Origin of the sequence: Zoogloea oleivorans, assembly GCF_008107625.1 — a bacterium.
GTDB lineage: Bacteria > Pseudomonadota > Gammaproteobacteria > Burkholderiales > Rhodocyclaceae > Zoogloea > Zoogloea oleivorans.
This window is the reverse complement of sequence record NZ_SDKK01000003.1, coordinates 207,083-225,073: the sequence shown is the minus strand read 5'-3', so window position 1 is coordinate 225,073 and position 17,991 is coordinate 207,083. Positions and strand designations below refer to the sequence as shown.

The 17,991-nt window shown below is 63.0% G+C and carries 15 protein-coding genes and 4 tRNA genes; 11 read left to right on the top strand and 8 right to left on the bottom strand.

Annotated features, from left to right (window positions below):
• Positions 1-22: 22 nt before the first annotated feature.
• From ETQ85_RS04210 to miaB, 6 genes are all read right to left on the bottom strand, one after another.
• Positions 23-424, bottom strand: coding sequence for a tellurite resistance TerB family protein (locus ETQ85_RS04210; RefSeq protein ID WP_148577799.1), 402 nt, complete (start codon positions 422-424; stop codon positions 23-25).
• A 55-nt stretch (positions 425-479) separates the two neighbouring features.
• Positions 480-1,955, bottom strand: coding sequence for an apolipoprotein N-acyltransferase (gene lnt / locus ETQ85_RS04205; RefSeq protein WP_148577798.1), 1,476 nt, complete (start codon positions 1,953-1,955; stop codon positions 480-482).
• Positions 1,955-2,797 (bottom strand): CorC family transporter, encoded by an 843-nt coding sequence (locus ETQ85_RS04200; protein ID WP_148577797.1) that lies wholly within the window; start codon positions 2,795-2,797, stop codon positions 1,955-1,957. The genes lnt and ETQ85_RS04200 overlap by 1 nt, the downstream gene beginning before the upstream one ends.
• A gap of 88 nt (positions 2,798-2,885) precedes the next feature.
• Complete coding sequence (ybeY, locus tag ETQ85_RS04195) at positions 2,886-3,368, bottom strand: rRNA maturation RNase YbeY (protein WP_148577796.1); 483 nt, start codon at positions 3,366-3,368, stop codon at positions 2,886-2,888.
• Positions 3,365-4,330, bottom strand: coding sequence for a PhoH family protein (locus ETQ85_RS04190; protein ID WP_148577795.1), 966 nt, complete (start codon positions 4,328-4,330; stop codon positions 3,365-3,367). The genes ybeY and ETQ85_RS04190 overlap by 4 nt, the downstream gene beginning before the upstream one ends.
• Before the next feature lie 56 nt (positions 4,331-4,386).
• Positions 4,387-5,721, bottom strand: a complete 1,335-nt coding sequence (miaB, locus tag ETQ85_RS04185; RefSeq protein WP_148577794.1) for a tRNA (N6-isopentenyl adenosine(37)-C2)-methylthiotransferase MiaB — start codon at positions 5,719-5,721, stop codon at positions 4,387-4,389.
• A gap of 50 nt (positions 5,722-5,771) precedes the next feature.
• Between miaB and ETQ85_RS04180 the strand changes: the two genes are divergently transcribed.
• From ETQ85_RS04180 to ETQ85_RS04150, 7 genes are all read left to right on the top strand, one after another.
• A tRNA-Met gene (locus ETQ85_RS04180) sits at positions 5,772-5,848 on the top strand.
• A gap of 73 nt (positions 5,849-5,921) precedes the next feature.
• Positions 5,922-5,997: transfer RNA gene (locus ETQ85_RS04175), tRNA-Asn, on the top strand.
• A gap of 8 nt (positions 5,998-6,005) precedes the next feature.
• A tRNA-Gly gene (locus tag ETQ85_RS04170) sits at positions 6,006-6,075 on the top strand.
• A gap of 25 nt (positions 6,076-6,100) precedes the next feature.
• A tRNA-Asp gene (locus tag ETQ85_RS04165) sits at positions 6,101-6,177 on the top strand.
• A 99-nt stretch (positions 6,178-6,276) separates the two neighbouring features.
• A protein-coding gene (locus ETQ85_RS04160; protein WP_148577793.1) for an IS3 family transposase occupies positions 6,277-7,517 on the top strand; the annotation gives its coding sequence in 2 pieces (ribosomal slippage) (positions 6,277-6,627 and positions 6,630-7,517; 1,239 coding nt in all).
• Positions 7,518-7,714: 197 nt separating this feature from the next.
• A complete protein-coding gene (locus tag ETQ85_RS26105; RefSeq protein ID WP_187394575.1) occupies positions 7,715-8,395 on the top strand; it encodes a choice-of-anchor E domain-containing protein in 681 nt (226 codons plus the stop codon).
• Between the two features lie 227 nt (positions 8,396-8,622).
• Positions 8,623-9,711, top strand: a complete 1,089-nt coding sequence (locus ETQ85_RS04150) for a hypothetical protein (protein ID WP_148577792.1) — start codon at positions 8,623-8,625, stop codon at positions 9,709-9,711.
• Here ETQ85_RS04150 and ETQ85_RS04145 read toward each other — a convergent pair whose 3' ends face one another.
• Positions 9,712-11,055, bottom strand: a complete 1,344-nt coding sequence (locus tag ETQ85_RS04145; protein ID WP_148577791.1) for a leucine-rich repeat-containing protein kinase family protein — start codon at positions 11,053-11,055, stop codon at positions 9,712-9,714. It lies immediately after the preceding gene.
• 9 nt (positions 11,056-11,064) lie between these two features.
• Positions 11,065-11,859 (bottom strand): GntR family transcriptional regulator, encoded by a 795-nt coding sequence (locus tag ETQ85_RS04140; protein WP_148577790.1) that lies wholly within the window; start codon positions 11,857-11,859, stop codon positions 11,065-11,067.
• A 275-nt stretch (positions 11,860-12,134) separates the two neighbouring features.
• Between ETQ85_RS04140 and ETQ85_RS04135 the strand changes: the two genes are divergently transcribed.
• From ETQ85_RS04135 to ETQ85_RS04120, 4 genes are all read left to right on the top strand, one after another.
• Positions 12,135-12,965: a (Fe-S)-binding protein gene (locus ETQ85_RS04135; RefSeq protein ID WP_148577789.1), complete on the top strand. Its 831-nt coding sequence runs from the start codon at positions 12,135-12,137 to the stop codon at positions 12,963-12,965.
• A gap of 1 nt (position 12,966) precedes the next feature.
• Complete coding sequence (locus tag ETQ85_RS04130; protein ID WP_148577788.1) at positions 12,967-13,641, top strand: LutC/YkgG family protein; 675 nt, start codon at positions 12,967-12,969, stop codon at positions 13,639-13,641.
• Complete coding sequence (locus tag ETQ85_RS04125) at positions 13,638-15,098, top strand: LutB/LldF family L-lactate oxidation iron-sulfur protein (protein ID WP_148577787.1); 1,461 nt, start codon at positions 13,638-13,640, stop codon at positions 15,096-15,098. Before ETQ85_RS04130 ends, ETQ85_RS04125 begins: the two co-directional genes overlap by 4 nt.
• A gap of 111 nt (positions 15,099-15,209) precedes the next feature.
• Entirely contained in the window at positions 15,210-17,990 is a 2,781-nt protein-coding gene (locus tag ETQ85_RS04120) for an FAD-binding and (Fe-S)-binding domain-containing protein (RefSeq protein WP_148577786.1), read from the top strand.
• The last annotated feature ends 1 nt before the right edge of the window (position 17,991 follow it).

The window sequence follows — 17,991 nt, the reverse complement described above, 5'->3', positions numbered from 1 at the left end:
TACTGCGAAAAATGTGGGCCGATCAGGCGCTGGTCAGCTCTTCAAGCGTGATCTGCCAGCGGTTCATCAGGAAGCGCAGCAGGGTCTGCTCGCCCTCGCTGACGTCGCCGTCGGCCTTGGCGATGAGCAGGATCGCCGACAGGGCCACCTTCTGCAGGGCCTTGTCGGTGATGTCGTCGGCAAGGCGGGCCAGACGATGATCTTCGAGCAGGAAGACGCGCTCCTGCTCGGCTTCGGTGATGACGTCACGGCAACAGTCGAGCAGGACCTGGATCAGGGTGTCCCGGTCTACGCCGAGGAGGGAAGCGGTGTCGTTGTGCTTGATCCAGTCCACTTCCCGATTGTCCAGGCGACCATCGGCAAGGATCGCCATGGCAATCAGACGACCAATGGCGGCAGGGCTGTTTGTTGCGTAGGTGCGCATGATGCGGGGTTCTTTTCATTGAAATTGGGCGAACCCCGATGATACGCCGGCCCGCTCAGCTGCGCCGCCTGCGGGCCAGCTCCAGGCCCAGAACAGCCAGGGCAAGGGCCACCGCCGGCCAGTTGCCCCAGCGGGCGTAGGGTGTCAGTCCCTGATAACCGCGCACAGCAAAGTGCAGCGCACCCACCTCGAAGGGCGGCAGCACGGCACTGACGGCGCCATCCGGGGCGATCAGCGCGGTCATGCCGGTATTGGTCGAGCGGAGCATCGGCCGACCGGTTTCCAGCGCCCGCAAGCGGGCAATCTGCAGATGCTGGGGCTGCGCAAAGGAATCCCCATACCAGGCCAGATTGGAGATGTTGAGCATCAGCGTAGCCTCGGGCAGGCTGCGAATCAGCTCTTCGCCAAAAACGTCCTCGTAGCAGATGTTGATCGCCACCTTCTGGCCAGCCAGCAACAGCGGTGGCTGGCGGACCGCACCGCGAGTCTGGTCTGCCATCGGAATGTTCACCAGCGCGTAGAACCACTGGAACAACGGCGGCGAATACTCACCAAATGGCACCAGGTGCTGCTTGTTGTATTCCCCCGACGGGGAGCGCCCGAGGCTGACCGCCGCGTTGAATACGTGCCCTTCCCGGTCGCGGGTAAAGGTGCCGAGAACGGCATCGCCGCCGTTCCGCTCGGCGATACGGCGCACCTCCTCAAGATAGCCTGCCGGCAGGTAATCGACGAGCAGCGGGATAGTGGTTTCAGGCAGCACGACGAGTTCTGCCGGGTTGTCGCGCAGCATCTGCACATTGCGGTCGAGCCACTGCTGGAGCATTTCCGGCCGCCACTTGAGGCTTTGCTCGATGTTGGTCTGCAGCAGCGCAACCCTCACCGGCGCGCCGACCGGCTCGGTCCAGCTCACCTGGCGCAGGCCGAAGCCGCTACCGAGGACGAGTACAGCCAGCGCCGCCGGCCGCCAGTTGCGGCCATGCAGGGCCACCACGCCCAGCGCCGACACCAGCGCCAGCAAACCACCCACGCCATATACGCCGAAGAGCGCCGCAAAACCTGCCAGCGGGCTCGGTGGCGTCTGGCTATAACCGCTCACCAACCACGGAAAGCCGGTAAAGGCCCAACCGCGCAGCCATTCGGACAGCAGCCACAGGGCCGCGAACAAGGCAGCATCCAGCCCCGCCCTGCCCCGCTTCAGCCAGGCGAAAAGTCCCCCCGCAAGCCCGGCATACAGACCCATGAAGGCGCAGAACAGCAGCACCGCAAAGGCCGCCAGTGGCACCGGCATGCCGCCGAAACGCTGCAATGCGATGTAAATCCACGACACCCCGGCAAGCATGGCGCCAAGGCCCCAGGCAAAGCCGATGAAAAAACCGTCGCGCACCCGCAGACCTGCCGGCGCGCCCGGCCCCAGCAGCCAGAACAGCAGGCCGAGGGACACGGCAGCAAGGGGAAACAGCTCGAACGGGGCGTAAGCAAAGACTGACGCGCCCCCCGCCAGCAGGGCGCTGCCCTGACGCCGCCAATCCATCAGCCGCCGACCGCTTCCGCGTCGGGCAGGCGTTCGACGAGCAGGGAATGCACGCGCCGGCTGTCGGCACGCAGGATCTGGAAGCGCAAGCCTTCCAGATCGACAATTTCATTGCGCTTGGGCAGGCGCCCCAGTTTGCGGATCAGCAGGCCACCGACGGTGTCGTACTCGGCGTCGCTGAAGGTGGTGCTGAAGGCTTCGTTGAAATCCTCGATTTCGGTACCGGCCTTGACCCGGTAGCGGCCCGCCTGATCGAGGCGGATGTTGTCAGCGGTTTCGTCGAAGTCGTATTCGTCCTCGATGTCGCCGACAATCTGCTCAAGCACATCCTCGATGGTGACCAACCCGGCCACCCCACCGTACTCGTCGACCACGATCGCCATGTGATTGCGGCTGACGCGAAAATCCCGCAGCAACACGTTGAGGCGCTTGGATTCGGGCACGAAAACCGCCGGGCGGAGCATGTCGCGGAGATTGAAGGCTTCGCCGGCAAAAACACGCAGGAGATCCTTGGCGAGCAGGATGCCGACCACGTCATCCTTGCCTTCGCCAATGACGGGAAAGCGGGAGTGGGCGGCATTGATGCCGAAACGGGTGATGTCTTCGACGGAGTCGTGCAGATTGACGACGTCCATTTGCGCCCGCGGAATCATCACGTCGCGCACCTGCATTTCGGAAACCTGCAGGGCGCCTTCGATGATCGCCAAGGCATCCGCATCGAACAGGTTACGGTCGTGAGCGGAATGCAGAAGGTGCAGCAACTCTTCCCGGTCTTCCGGCTCCCGGGTAAGGAGGGCGGAAAGCCGTTCAAGCAAAGACGGTTTACTACTAAAGGGTTCCATAAAGGGGGTGGATGAGAAATGGGCCATGGACGATGGAATATCCTCAACGAATCATTCCATCGCCCATGGCGCATTGCTCACACCACAGTCATCGCTCTCCAGCGTAGGGGTCGGCGATGCCAAGGCTGGCGAGAATGGCGCGCTCCTGCGCCTCCATCTCCTCGGCTTCGGCATCCTCTTCGTGATCGAAACCCTGCAAATGCAGCATACCATGCACGGATAAGTGGGCGTAATGGGCATCCAGTGGCTTGCCCTGCTCGGCCGCCTCGCGCTCCACCACTTGCCGGCACAACACCAAATCACCCATTAACGGGAGGCCTTCGGGCAGGGGCATGTCTTCCCCTTCACCATAGGCGAAGGTCAGCACGTTGGTAGCGTAATCCTTGCCGCGGTAATCGCGGTTCAGTTCGCGCCCTTCATCCTCATCCACGATGCGTACGGTAATTCGCGCTGCGCCTGGCTCCGCCGCACGCAGCCAGCGGCGGAAGTCGGTGCGCAAGGGTACGCCCTCCCTGTTGCAGGCATATTGCACGGAAAGATCGAGGCGGCGGGCTAGCTTGATGTCGCTCATTGCTGGTTCTGTTGCTGCTGGTTACGGGCCAGGGTGTGGCTTTCGTAGGCGGCGACGATGCGTGCCACCAGCGGATGCCGCACCACATCCTCTTTGAGGAAGTGGGTGAAGGCCACGCCCCGCACTTCGGAGAGCACCTGAGCCGCTTCGGCAAGGCCGCTCTTGTGGCCGCGGGGCAGATCCACCTGGGTCAGGTCGCCGGTAATGACCGCCCGCGAGCCGATGCCGATGCGGGTGAGGAACATTTTCATCTGCTCCGGCGTGGTGTTCTGGGCCTCGTCGAGGATGATGAAGGCGCGCGACAAGGTACGCCCGCGCATAAAGGCCAGCGGAGCAATCTCGATGCAGCCGCGCTCGAAAAGCTTGGTCACCCGCTCGAAGCCCATCAGGTCGTAGAGCGCGTCGTAGAGTGGGCGCAGATACGGGTCCACCTTCTGGGCCAGATCGCCGGGCAGAAAGCCGAGACGCTCACCCGCCTCTACCGCCGGACGGGTCAGGATGATGCGCTCCACGTGCTCGCGCTCGAAAGCATCCACCGCACTGGCCACCGCCAGGTAGGTCTTGCCGGTACCGGCCGGGCCGATACCGAAAGTGATGTCATGCTCCTGGATCTGGCGCAGGTATTCGACCTGGCGCGGCGTACGGCCGTGCAGCTCGCTCTTGCGGGTCATCAGCACCGGCGCCAGCGGCACGGCCTGGGACAGGTTGGACAACTCGATCAAACCCAGTTGCAGGTCATCCACCGACAGGCTGACATCCGCACACTCGTAGAAATGCCGCAGGGCCCGCACAGCGGCCTGTGCCTGGGGCACACTGCCGTGAAGCGTGAAGTGCTCGCCCCGGCGGGCGATGGTCACGTCAAAGGCCGTCTCGATCTGGCGGATGTTTTCATCGAGCGCCCCGCACAGATTGGCGAGGCGCACGTTGTCGAGGGGATGCAGCGTGATTTCGGTGGGTTTCATCGAGCGCATGCTGCCAGAGCCGCGCCCGCGGGGGAAGACACCACCATCAAAAACCGTCAGTCCGCCACCACGATTTCGCCGCGCAGCGAGTGCGGCAGCGCCGAAACGATGGTCACATCCACGAAACTTCCGATCAGACGCGGGTTGCCGGCGAAGTTAACCACCCGGTTGTTGTCGGTGCGCCCGGCCATCTCGTTCGGGTCCTTCTTCGACGGCGCTTCCACCAGGATGCGCTGCACCGAACCGACCATGCTTTCGCTGATCTTCGCGGCCTGCTCCTCGATACGCTTTTGCAAACGCGACAGGCGCGCCAGCTTCACATCCGCGGGCGTATCGTCAGCCAGATCGGCCGCCGGCGTGCCCGGGCGCGAGCTGTAAATGAAGCTGAAGGAGTTGTCGAAACCCAGATCGTCGATCAGTTTCATGGTCGCCTCGAAGTCCGCCTCGGTCTCGCCGGGGAAACCGATGATGAAGTCGGACGACAGGGAAATGTCGGGCCGCGCCGCACGCAGCTTGCGCACCAGCGACTTGTACTCCAGCACCGTATAGCCGCGCTTCATCGCCGCCAGCACCCGGTCGGAACCGGCCTGCACCGGCAGATGCAGGTGCGACACCAGCTTGGGCAGCTTGGCGTAGGCCTCGACCACGCGCTGGGTCATTTCCCGCGGGTGCGAGGTGGTATAGCGCAGGCGCTCGATGCCGGGAATCTCGTGTACGCATTCGAGCATGTAGGCAAAGTCGGCCATCTCGCCGTCCTCACCGTCCACCGGCGCACGCCAGGCATTCACGTTCTGGCCCAGCAGGGTGACCTCCTTGACGCCCTGCGCCGCCAGCCCGGCCACCTCGGCCAGCACATCGCCGAGCGGACGATAGATTTCGTCACCACGGGTGTAGGGCACGATGCAGAAGGTGCAGTACTTGGAACAGCCCTCCATGATCGACACGAAAGCGCTGGCCCCTTCCACGCGGGCCGGCGGCAGGTTGTCGAACTTTTCGATCTCCGGGAAGGAAATGTCCACCTGCGAACGGCCCGACGCCCGGCGTTCGGCAATCAGCTTGGGCAGGCGATGCAGGGTTTGCGGCCCGAACACCAGATCCACGTACGGCGCACGAGCCACGATGGCCGCGCCTTCCTGACTCGCCACGCAGCCGCCCACCCCGATGATCAGGTTGGGATTGAGCTGCTTCAGGTGCTTGACCCGACCCAGATCGTGGAAGACCTTCTCCTGCGCCTTTTCGCGCACGGAGCAGGTATTGAAGAGGATCACATCCGCCTCTTCCGGGTTGTCCGTCTTCTCCAGCCCGTCGGCCGCCCCGAGCACATCCGCCATTTTGTCCGAGTCGTACTCGTTCATCTGGCAACCGAACGTGCGGATATAAAGCTTTTTCATCTGATTCTTGACCTCTAACCATCAAGTGACTATTATAGCGGCCTCTCGACGGTGATGTAGCTCAGATGGTTAGAGCGATGGATTCATAACCCATAGGTCGGCGGTTCGACTCCGCCCATCACCACCAACAGATTCAAGCACTTTGGCCAATCCGCAAGGGTTGGCCTTTTTGCTCAGAGACAAAAGCAGCAAAGATTTATTCCTCGATAGCTCAGTCGGTAGAGCGCCGGACTGTTAATCCGTAGGTCCCTGGTTCGAGCCCAGGTCGAGGAGCCAGACTACAGGCGGCAGTAGCTCAGTTGGTAGAGCGCAACCTTGCCAAGGTCGAGAGTTCGAGACTCTTCTGCCGCTCCAGCCTTTCAGTCTTCGCAGTAGCCGTGGAGTGGTAGTTCAGTTGGTTAGAATACCGGCCTGTCACGCCGGGGGTCGCGGGTTCGAGTCCCGTCCACTCCGCCAAGTCATCAATAAAAAAGCGCCTCCAAGGGCGCTTTTTTATTGCCCCTGACCCGTCCTGAAAGAAGTTGACACCTTTTCTGTCAAGAGAGGGGAAGTCAGATGGACTCAGGGATCAAGAGGACGCAGAAGGACTACACGCTGGCTTTTAAACTGGCGGTGGTCGAGCAAGTGGAAAAAGGCGAACTGACCTACAAGCAGGCGCAGGACCGGTACGGCATCCAGGGTCGATCAACGGTGCTGGTCTGGCTACGCAAGCACGGTCGCCAGAACTGGGGGCCGATGGCACACTACGGCCGCATGAGTAAGCCGAACCCAAGCCCGAACAGCCCGACGCTCACGCCCGAGCAGCGGATCAAGGAACTGGAAGTCCAGCTCAAGGAGGCCCGGGAGAAATCCCGGTTCTTTGAAGCGGTGATCGAGGTGCTGAAGACGGACTATGGGGTGCACGTCGTAAAAAAGCCTGTGGGCAAGTCCTCGCGCAAAAGTCCGTCGAAGGGCTGAAGGTGTCGAGGGCTTGCCGCTACATGGGCATCAGCCGGCAGGCGCACTACCAATGGCAGCGCCGTCGGGCGTGCGACGAAGCCCGGCACGAACGGATTGTGGGCCTGGTGAAGGAGAAGCGCTTGCGCCAGCCCCGCTTAGGCACGCGCAAGCTGCACCACCTGATTCGCCCGGCGCTGATGGCCGAAGGCCTGGGCATCGGGCGTGATGCCTTGTTCGATCTCTTGCGCGGGAATCGTCTGCTGGTCCGGCCCCGGCGGGCGTATCACAAGACGACGGACAGTCACCATCGTTTCCGGCGCCACCCGAATTTACTTAAGGCGGGGCCGGAACAGGTTCAGGCCGAAGCCAGCGAGCAGGTCTGGGTCGCCGACATCACCTATCTGCCGACCCGGGAGCGCTGCGCCTACCTGAGCCTGGTCACCGATGCCTACTCCCGCAAGATCGTCGGTTACCACGTCCATGACAGCCTGCACACAGCCGAGGTCAGCCAGGCCTTGAAGATGGCCCTCAAGGGGCGCCAGGGACAGCAGCCGCTGGTTCATCATTCCGATCGCGGCATCCAATACTGCGCCCATGAGTACCAGGCCATTCACCAGAAACACGGACTGATCTGTTCGATGACCGACGGCTACGACTGCTATCAGAATGCCTTGGCGGAACGGGTCAATGGCATTCTCAAGCACGAGTTTCTGCTCCAACTGCCCGACGATCTGAATCAGGCCCGGCACATGGTTCGTCAGTCGATCGCCATCTACAACACGGAGCGACCGCATTGCTCGCTACAATTGAAGACGCCCGATGAAGTTCATCGGGCGTCTTTGCAGGCCAACCGTTAGGCCTGCTTATCCGTCACAACAGGTGTCAACCTGGGTTAGGACGGGTCACCCCGAACTCTCGAAACACCCCTCAAGCAATGGACCGGCAGCCCGAACCGCTCTATGTCTGGCAGGGCACAGACTTTAACTGGCACGGCACCTAGTCTTCGCGTTGACGTCCCCCAACACGATCAGACCACCAGCCCCGGAGCCAAAAGATGAAAAAACTGTTCATTGCCACTGCCTTGGCAGCCCTTTCCACAGCGAACGCCAGCGCAGCAACCATCTCCTACGTTTACAGCAACCCCGAAGAGGCCACCGAACTCAACCAGACGGGCACGCTTGGCTTCTTCAACTCGAACCTCGGCACACTGACCGGCGTCGAGTTCACCGCTTTCGGCAGAGGCACGACAAGCATCACGTTAACCAACAACACAATTCAGGAACAAACCGCCAGCGCCGAGTCCAGCGTATTCCTGAACTTCTTCAGTTCCGACCTGGCACTACGCGGCATCTTCAATGCCGACAACCCCTTCCTGACCCTGTCTTTCGATGCCAGTCCCAATTTCTCGATTCCAGCCGGAGGAACGGCAAACACCAGTCCCACAGTCGCTTCCGACAGCCAGTCACTCGATTCCGCCCTGTACAGCGGATTGCTGAGCCTGCAAACGGTGGGCGATCGCACTTTCGATGTGACCTGCACATCCGATACAACACTCACCCTGCATGGAGGGGGCGGCAACATTCAAGCAGGCCAGACCACCACCGCAGGCTGTGGCGGCGAGATCACCTACACTTACGATGAAGCATCGACGACAAACGTCGTTCCCGAACCGGCTACGCTAGCCTTGCTTGGCCTCGGACTGGCAGGGCTGGCCGCACGCCGTCGCAAGGACTGAGTTTCACCGCCAAAGCATCAAGCACCTGCGCCACTTCGGCAAACAAGGGCCGCTGCGCCGGCAGTGTCGATCAGCGCCCGGGATTCACGTCCTTCGTGGCAGGCGCCGACCAACACGCCTTCCTGCACAAGTGACTTTTTTCGCTATGCGCAGTATGCAGAAGCCCTTTTCTTCAGGAAAAATTACATGTATTTTGCATTTTTCACTCAAGAACAAAAGAGGTTTCCATGCTGAAAGCGTCAGCTATCCTTGCCATGCTCCTGCCTGCCAGCGCGGCACTCGCAACAGAAGGCTACTTAGAAAACCCGGCCGTTGACTCAGTAGAGTCAGGCATAGGGCTTGTCTCGGGCTGGCACTGCACGGCAAATCAAATTACCGTCAGCATTGATGGCGTTTCTTTGGGAAAGTCCGGAGTCGGCAGCATTCGCAATGACACCGCGAGCATATGCGGGCATGCCAACGGGGGATATTCACTGCTTTACAACTACAACAAACTTGAACCGGGGCCGCACACGATTCAAGTGTTTGCTGACGGGAATTTGATTGAAACTCGCTCTTTCTCCAGTCGACGCTCGGGCGGAGTCCCGTTCCTCTCCGGTACGACCAGGAGTGACATAGTTTCAGACTTCCCCTCGGTTGGGCAAAACGCCACCGTAGAGTGGAACCAGGCAAAGCAGAGTTTCGTTGTAACAGATATATCAAGCCCCCCATCTTCTGGAGGCTACGATCCGAACTCTCCGTGTGGCAAGACTGCCGCAATGGCGGGAGCCTGGTCACTTTCTTATACGATCCTCACAACGTTTACAGACAAGTTCACTTTTTCCCTTAAAGACCTCACCACCACCAATGACTCCAGCATGCCCTGCATAATGCTGGGGCATGATCAGTATGGCAACTTTGATGCCTCTGTTGGGTACTTCCCTGCATTGAACAAGTGGATTTTGTATGACTATGGCCTGATTTTAATGGATCAGGCTTTCACATTCGAGATGAACGGATCCGATGCAATATCGGGTGATTACTATCAGAAATCTCACTTCACTGGCTTGCTAAGCACCCCTTATCTCATGCAGGGGTATCGCACCGCAGCGCCAGCCCAGGCCGACAGGTTTGCAACAGACTTGTTCGAACCGAGAAACGCTGAACATGAGCAATTCAGCGCAATCCAGGCTGAGTTGCAGGCACTGGAAGTCATTAAATCGAAAGCAATTGCAGCGCGTCCGAATTCCATTGAAGCCCAGACGCAGCCCTTGACGGCATCTGACGCCAGCCTCAAAAAGTTTCAGGCGATACTGCGCAATCACAACACGCAATAATCAAGCGCTCAATCCATTGAAAAATGGCGCAGACAGCCCGGCCAGCACCTGCGCCACTTCGGCAAACAAGGGCCGCTGCGCCGGCTTGTCGCCTACGCAGCGGCCCTGCAGTTGAACCAGCGTTGCACCGGCAAACTCCGGCAGCGCCGGGCACCGTTCGATCAACTCCTCCAGCAAACACCCGAACGCCCGCACCTCGATGCGCTCAAGTGCCTCTGCCGTCTGCCGGTCATCCGGCGGATGAAAGGATGCAGCACCAAAATCACCCAGCAAGGCACGCCCCTCCCCGCAGTGCAGGATGTTATGAGCGTACAAATCACCGTGAGCGATGCCGCGTTCGTGCAAATGACAGGCTGCGGCGGCGATTCCGAGAGCAATCCGAATGGCGTTTTCAGGTGTCAGGACCAGATCGGCCGGATAGACATCACGCGTGCATGAATCGAGGCTCGGCGGGCCGGCCAGGTTACGAAAGCCGGTGTCGATCAGTGCCAGCACGAGCCCGCTCGTTCCGTCCGGATGAGCGTCCAGACGGCCGAGAACCGGGATCAGCCCGGGATGCTCGCCGGCGCCGATGCAGGCATTCATCTCATTGTGCGGCAAGCCGTCACTGGTGACGGCACCCTTGAACAGCTTCACGGCCACATCCTGCACCGCCTCGCCGTTCTGCCATGTGGCTTGGTGAATCACGCCGGAAGCGCCTTCACCCAGCTTGTGCTGCATGTCGAGGTCATTCCACGGGATGCCGGCGACCGACACTCCGGCCTGCTGCGCCAGCTCGGCCGCCTCACAAAACGGGTTGCCGGCGTAGGCCAGCCAGGACAGACGCGGCAATCCAAGCAACCAGTCCGGCAATTCGTTCAGGCGATTGGCGGCGATGCGCAGCAGTTCCAGCCGGGTGCACGCTGCCATTTCCGGCGGTAGCGCCTGCAACTGGTTGCCGGCCAGCATCAGCTTCTGCATGCCGCTACATTGCCCAATCGAGGCTGGAAGTGCACCGATTTCGTTGTCGGTGAGAATCAGCCAGCGCAGACCGGGCGGCAGGGACGCGGCCGGCACGGTGTGGATCCGGTTGGCCTTGAAACCCACCATATCGAGCCGCGGACAGCACCCGAGCACTTCCGGCAAAACGGTGAAGCGGTTGTCCGAGCAGAACAGGATGCGCAGCTTGTGCAGCCGCGGCAGATCGTCGGGCAGCGATGACAGGGCATTGCCCGACAGGTCGAGCACTTCCAGCGTATCGGCCAGATCAAAGATCTCCGGCGGAAAAGCCTCGAGGCCGCAAGCCAGCTTCAGCCGCCGGCTGCCGGCCAGCTTGCCGGCGCGCAAATCTTCCAGTGAATGCATGACGATCGCCTACTCTGCCGACTGGGCTTCAGGCTTTTTCAGCTTGCGCGTCAGCACCGCGCGGGATTCACGCTCTTCGTGGCGGGCGCTGGCCAGCATGCTTTCCTGCACAAAATCCATGTGCCGCCGCACGGCGCTCTGGGCGGCGGCGGCGTTGCGGGTGCGCACGCCTTCCCAGATGGCGGCGTGCTGGGCGCGCAGCTCCTGCCAGTCCTCCTCTAGCCGGCGCAGGTGGCGCAGATTGCGGTCGATGTGGTCGTGAGTCACACGAAACAGGCTGGCCGTCAGGTGGCCGAACATGACGTTGTGAGCCGCTTCGGCAATCGCCTGATGGAAGGCCAGATCAGCCACCACCTGCTCTTCAAAAACCGCCGCCGAGGGCCCTTCGGCAAACAGCGCCTCGACGCGCGCGTAAGCGTCGCCGATGCGCTGCATGTCGGCATCGGTGGCGCGGCGAGCGGCCAGCGCGGCAGCTTCCGATTCGAGCATGGCACGGAATTCGAGCATGTCGGACTGGAGGTTCGGATGCTGGCGCAACATCTGCTGCCACGGGTCGGTGAAGCCGGCATCGAGCTGATCGGTAACGTAGGTACCGCCGCCCTGGCGGCTGTGCAGCAGGCCCTTGGAGACCAGCTTCTGGATTGCTTCGCGCAGGGACGGCCGCGACACGCCCAGCTCGACCGACAACTCACGCTCGGGCTGCAGGCGGTCGCCGGGCTTCAGCGCGCCTTCCAGGATGCGCCTTTCAAGCTCGTGAGCGATGGTGTCGGAGAGTCGCTGGACTGCAATCTTGCCGGTGTTCATGCCTGCCTCTAAAAATTGGTAAGACCAGAATAATACGACCTGGATATAGCCCGCAACAACCTTCGCCTGCGGGCAAAGCACCACTTTCGAGCTATAAACAAAGAAATTGTAGGCATCAGGGTTTTGGATAATTGACTTCGTTTTGGGCTCCGCGTAAATTTTCTCCCAAGCCGATAAATTGGTCTTACCACTTTACCGTTCAGCTTTAAACCGGATAGCCAAATAGCCGTAGCGCGGGTTCATTCCCGTCGCCAACCGGCAGGACTGGAGGAGACATGAGCAAGCCCTTGAACAGCACGGGAGCCGAAGACACGGCTCGCAGCTACCCGCCTCGCCCCGAGGCGGTGTATTTCTACGGCACCTGCCTGGTGGACATGTTCGTCCCCGAGGCCGGCATGGACGCCATTACCCTGCTCGAGCGGGAAGGCATCCGGGTGATTTTCCCCGACAACCAGACCTGCTGCGGTCAGCCCGCCTTCACCAGCGGCTTCCCCGACGAAGCCCGCCAGGTCGTCGAATCGCAACTCGACCTGTTCCCCGGCGACTACCCCATTGTGGTGCCCTCCGGCTCCTGCGGCGGCATGATCCGCTGGCACTGGGAGAAGGTCTGCGCGAACGATCCGGCCCTCAAGGCCCGTGCTGCGGCGATCGGCGCGCGCACCTACGAGTTCGCCGAGTTCCTGCTCCACGTCGTCGGCTTCAACCGCAAGGACGAAGGCGAACCGACCACCGTGACGCTGCACACGTCCTGCTCGGCACGCCGCGAGATGGGCACCCATCTGGTCGGGCGCGAACTGCTGGCCCGCCTCGGCAACGTGACCCTCGCCCACCACGACCACGAATCGGAATGCTGTGGCTTCGGCGGCAGCTTCTCCCTCAAGCACCCGGACATTTCCACTGCCATGGTCAGCGACAAGGTTGCCTCGCTGAAGGCTACCGGTGCCCGCGAAGTGGTTACCGCCGACTGCGGCTGCCTGCTCAACATCACCAAGCGCGCCGCCAAGGAAGACCTCGAAGCCCGCCGTGTGAAAGCCTCACTGCCCGGCGACCACCTGGCCACCTTCCTGCTCCGTCGTACCGGCGGGCAAACCGCGGGGAGCAACTGACATGAGCGCCCGCGACCGCATCCTCGCCAAGCTGCGCGCCACCCAGCCGCAGGCCCCCGTCAGCGCCCCGGTGCTTGACGCCCACTACAGCCCCCGCGCCCGTGACGAATCCAGCGCCGAGCGCCTGGCCCGCTTTCGTACCGGCATCGAAGGCTTCCACGCCGAAGTTCACCTCACCAGCAACGCCGACTGGCCCGAACTGCTGGCCCACCTGTGCGCAGACAAGGGCATCGGCACACTGCTTTTCGGGGCTGACACCCCGGCCGGCCGCCGCCTCGACCCCGCGGTGTTTACCGGAACCACCCTGCGCCCGTGGATCGGCCAGGTCGAAGAGATCAAGGCCGACCTGTTCCACCGCGTCGACGCCGGCTTCACCCAGGCGCGCGGCGCCATCGCCGAAACCGGCACGCTGATCGTCTGGCCGTCCGAAGCCGAGCCGCGCACCCTGTCGCTGGTGCCGCCGATCCACTTTGCGCTGCTCGACGCGCGCAGCATCCACCCCACCTTCTTCGACGCCCTGCGTACCGAAAACTGGGCCGCCGGACTGCCCACCAACGCCCTGCTGATCTCCGGCCCATCGAAAACCGCCGACATCCAGCAAACCCTGGCCTACGGCGCCCACGGCCCGAAGGAACTGATCGTGCTGGTCATCAACGCCGAAGGAGCCCAGCAATGAGCGCCCACACCAGTTCCGCCGAAAAGGACGCCGGCAAACCCATCGCCTTCGTCTCGGCGCAGGCCCTGCGCGAGCGCATGCACGACGCGGTGAATGACCCGCACCTGCGCTCCAGCTTCCGCGGCGCCATGGATTTCCTGATGGCCAAGCGGGCCGCCCAGTTTCCGGATGAATCCGAGCTGGCCTCCCTGCGTACCCTGTCCGAAGGCATCCGTCAGTACAGCCTGGCCAGACTGCCCGATCTGCTTGAACAGCTCGAAACCAACCTGACCCGCAACGGCGTTCAGGTGCACTGGGCCGAAACCCCCGACGAAGCCAACGCCATCATGCTGGGCATCGCCCGCCGTCATGAGGCCAAGCTGATCGTCAAGGGCAAGTCGATGGTCAGCGAGGAGATCGAGTTCAACCACGCCATGGAAGCCGCCGGCGTCGGGGCGCTCGAATCCGACATGGGCGAATACATCGTCCAGCTCGCCGGTGAAAAGCCCTCGCACATCATCATGCCGGCGATCCACAAGACCAAGGAACAGATCGCCCGCCTGTTTGCCGACAAGGTACCCGGCGTCGACTACACCGACAACGTGGACGCCCTCATCCGCATCGGCCGCGACGTGTTGCGCGAGAAGTTCGAGGAAGCCGAGATCGGTCTCTCCGGCGTCAACTTCGCCGTCGCCGAAACCGGCACCCTGTGCCTCGTCGAGAACGAAGGCAACGGCCGCATGTGCACCACCGTGCCCAAGGTCCACGTCGCCATCACCGGCATCGAGAAGATCGTCGAGAAGCTGGAGCACGTCGCCCCGCTGTTCTCCATCCTCACCCGCTCGGCCACCGGCCAGGCCGTGTCCACCTACTTCAACATGATCTCCGGCCCGCGCAAGGCCTACGAGAAAGACGGCCCCGAGGAAGTGCACCTCATCCTCCTCGACAACGGCCGCAGCCAGGCCTACGCCGACGAGCAGTTGCGCAAGACCCTGCAATGCATCCGCTGCGGCGCCTGCATGAACCATTGCCCGGTGTACACCCGCGTCGGCGGCCACGCCTACGGCACCACCTACCCCGGCCCCATCGGCAAGATCATCTCCCCGCACATGATGGGCCTCGAGCAAACCCACCTGCTGCCCACGGTTTCCAGCCTGTGCGGCGCCTGCGGTGAAGTGTGCCCGGTGAAGATCCCCATCCCCGAACTGCTGATCCGCCTGCGCGAAGAAGCCAACACCGCCCCTCACGCCAACCCGGCGATGGTCGGCCAGGGCGCCGGCTACAGCCCGCTGATGACTTTCGTGTGGAAGAGCTGGGCGCGCATCTACGCCCGCCCCGGCATATACCGGACTTTCAGCTGGCTGGCCACGCGCTTGCGCGTGCTCACACCGTCGAGCCAGAGCGGCTGGACCGCCGCCCGCACACCGCTCAAACCCGCCCCGCGAAGGCTCAGGGACATGGTCAAAGACCGCCGCTAGGCCCTGTGGGTCGGACTTCAGTCCGACTCCACTCGCCCAGCCCCCGCTGTCGGACTGAAGTCCGACCCACGAAAGAACGTGACCACCGAATCCTTACCGGGAGTACCCCCCGTGTCCGCACTGATCGAAGCCCTGCGCCGCCTGCTGCCTGCCGAGCGCGTGATTACCGACGAACTGCGCCGCCTGGCCTATGGCACCGACGGCAGCTTCTACCGCCTCATTCCCGAAGTCGTCGCCGTGGTGAACGACGAGGACCAGGTACGCGACGTGGTCGACGTGGCCCGCCAGCACCAGCGTCCGGTCACCTTCCGCGCCGCCGGCACCAGCCTGTGCGGCCAGGCCGTCACCGACGGCGTGCTGGTTCTGCTCGGCGAAGGGCTGGCCACCTGCAAGATCAGCGCCGACGGCGGCACCGTACAAGTCGGCCCAGCCATCATCGGCGCCGAGGTGAATCGTCGCCTCGCCCCACTGGGCCGCAAGATCGGCCCCGATCCGGCCTCCATCAACGCCGCCAAGATCGGCGGCATTGCCGCCAACAACAGCAGCGGCATGTGCTGCGGCACCGCCCAGAACAGCTACAACACGCTGGCCTCGATCCGCGTGCTGATGGCCGACGGCACCCTTCTCGACACCGGTGATGCCGCCAGCGTGGCCGCCTTCTGCCAGACCCACGGCTGGCTGCTCGAACGCATCGCCGCGCTGTCCGCCGAAGTGCATGCCGACGAGGCCCTCGCCGCGCGCATCCGCAGCAAGTACAAGATCAAGAACACCACCGGCTACAGCCTCAACGCGCTGGTGGACTTCACCGACCCGATCGACATCCTGGCTCACCTGATGATCGGCTCCGAGGGCACCCTGGGCTTCATCTCGCAAGTCACCTACAACACGGTGCCCGAGTACGCCCACAAGGCCAGCGCCCTGGTGTTCTTTGTGGACATGGAAACGGCCTGCCGCGCCGTCGTCGGCCTCAAGACGCGGCCGGTGGATGCGGTCGAACTGCTCGATCGCGCCTCGCTGCGCGCCGTCGCCGACAAGCCCGGCATGCCGCCGCTGCTCAAGACGCTGGCCGACGGCGCCACCGCGCTGCTCATCGAAACGCGTGCCCCGTCGGCCACCGAACTGCACGTGCGCATCGCCTCGGTGCTCGAAGAGCTGGCTCCCTACCCGCTCATCGAAGCCCCCGCCTTCACCACCAACGCCGCCGAAATCGAGCGCCTGTGGAACGTCCGCAAGGGCACCTTCCCGGCCGTCGGCGCAGTGCGCAAACCCGGCACCACAGTCATCATCGAAGACGTGGCGGTGGCCGTACCCGATCTGGCCGCCTGCTGCCTCGACCTGCAAAAGCTGTTCGCCAAGCACGGCTACACCGAGGCCATCATTTTTGGCCACGCGCTTGAAGGCAACGTGCACTTCGTATTCACCCAGGATTTCGGCATCGACGCCGAAGTCGCCCGCTACGCCGCCTTCATGGACGACGTGTGCGCCGTACTGGTGGAAAAGTACGACGGCTCGCTGAAGGCCGAACACGGCACCGGCCGCAACATGGCGCCGTTTGTCGAGCTGGAATGGGGCACCAAGGCCTACGGCCTGATGAAGGACATCAAGCAGATCTTCGACCCGGAAGGTCTGCTCAACCCGGGCGTCATCATCAACGACGACCCCTCCGCCCACCTCAAGAACCTCAAGCCGATGCCCGCCGCCGGCGAGCTTTACGCCCCGGTGGATCGCTGCATCGAGTGCGGCTTTTGCGAGCCGCAATGCCCGTCCCACGGCCTCACCCTGTCGCCGCGCCAACGCATCGTCGGCTGGCGTGAGCTGTCGCGCCGCAAGGCGGCCGGCGAAGCGCCCGGACAGCTTGGCGAGGACTACCTCTACATGGGCCTCGACACCTGCGCCACCTGCGGCCTGTGTTCCACGGCCTGTCCGGTCGGCATCGAAACCGGCGCCCTGACCCGCGCCGTGCGTGGCGAGAACCTCTCCAGCGTGGCCCGCAGCCTCGGCCAGGTTGCCGCCAATCACTTTGGCGCCACCCAGGCCCTGGCCCGCACCGCCCTCAAGGCCGGCCACATCGCCGAATCGATTGTTGGCACCAGTCTGCTCAGCCGCCTTACCGGTGGCGCGTGGAAAGAAGGCATGCCCAAGCCCCAGCCGGCCGGCCGGGCCACGGTAACCAACGGCGACAAGGTGGTGTACTTCCCCACCTGCGCCGGCCGCATGTTCGGCGCCGACACCCCGGAACACGCCCTCTCCACCACCGTCATCCGCGTGCTCGAACGCGCCGGCTACGCCCCGATCATCCCCGAAGGCGTCGACTCCCTGTGCTGCGGCCAGTCCTTCGCCAGCAAGGGCATGGAAGCGGAAGCCGACCAGAAGTCGGCCGAAGTCGAAGCCGCCTTGCGCAAGGCCAGCAACAACGGCCAGTACCCCATCCTGCTCGACGCCAGCGCCTGCTCCATGCGCATGAAGGCTTACCTCGCCGAACGCCTGCCGGTGTTTGATCTGGTGGAGTTTGCCCACGACGCCCTGCTGCCGCGCCTGATGCTGCAAAAGAAGGAAGCGCCGGTACTGGTGCACCTCAACTGCAGCGCCCGCCGCATGGGCTTCGAAGGCAAGCTCAAGCAGCTCGCCCAGGCCTGCGCCACCCAGGTGGTGATGCCCGCCGAAGTGAAGTGCTGCGGCTTTGGCGGCGACCGCGGCTTCGTCGTCCCCGAACTCAACGCCCACGCCCTGCGCAAGATCCACGCCGACGTGCCCGCCAACTGCTGCGGCGGCTACTCGAGCAACAAGACCTGCGAGATCGGCCTCACCGCCACCACCGGCGTGCCCTACCAATCCATCGTCCATCTGCTCGACGAATGCAGCGCCGAGGCCGCCCGCCTGGCCACCTGTTAAC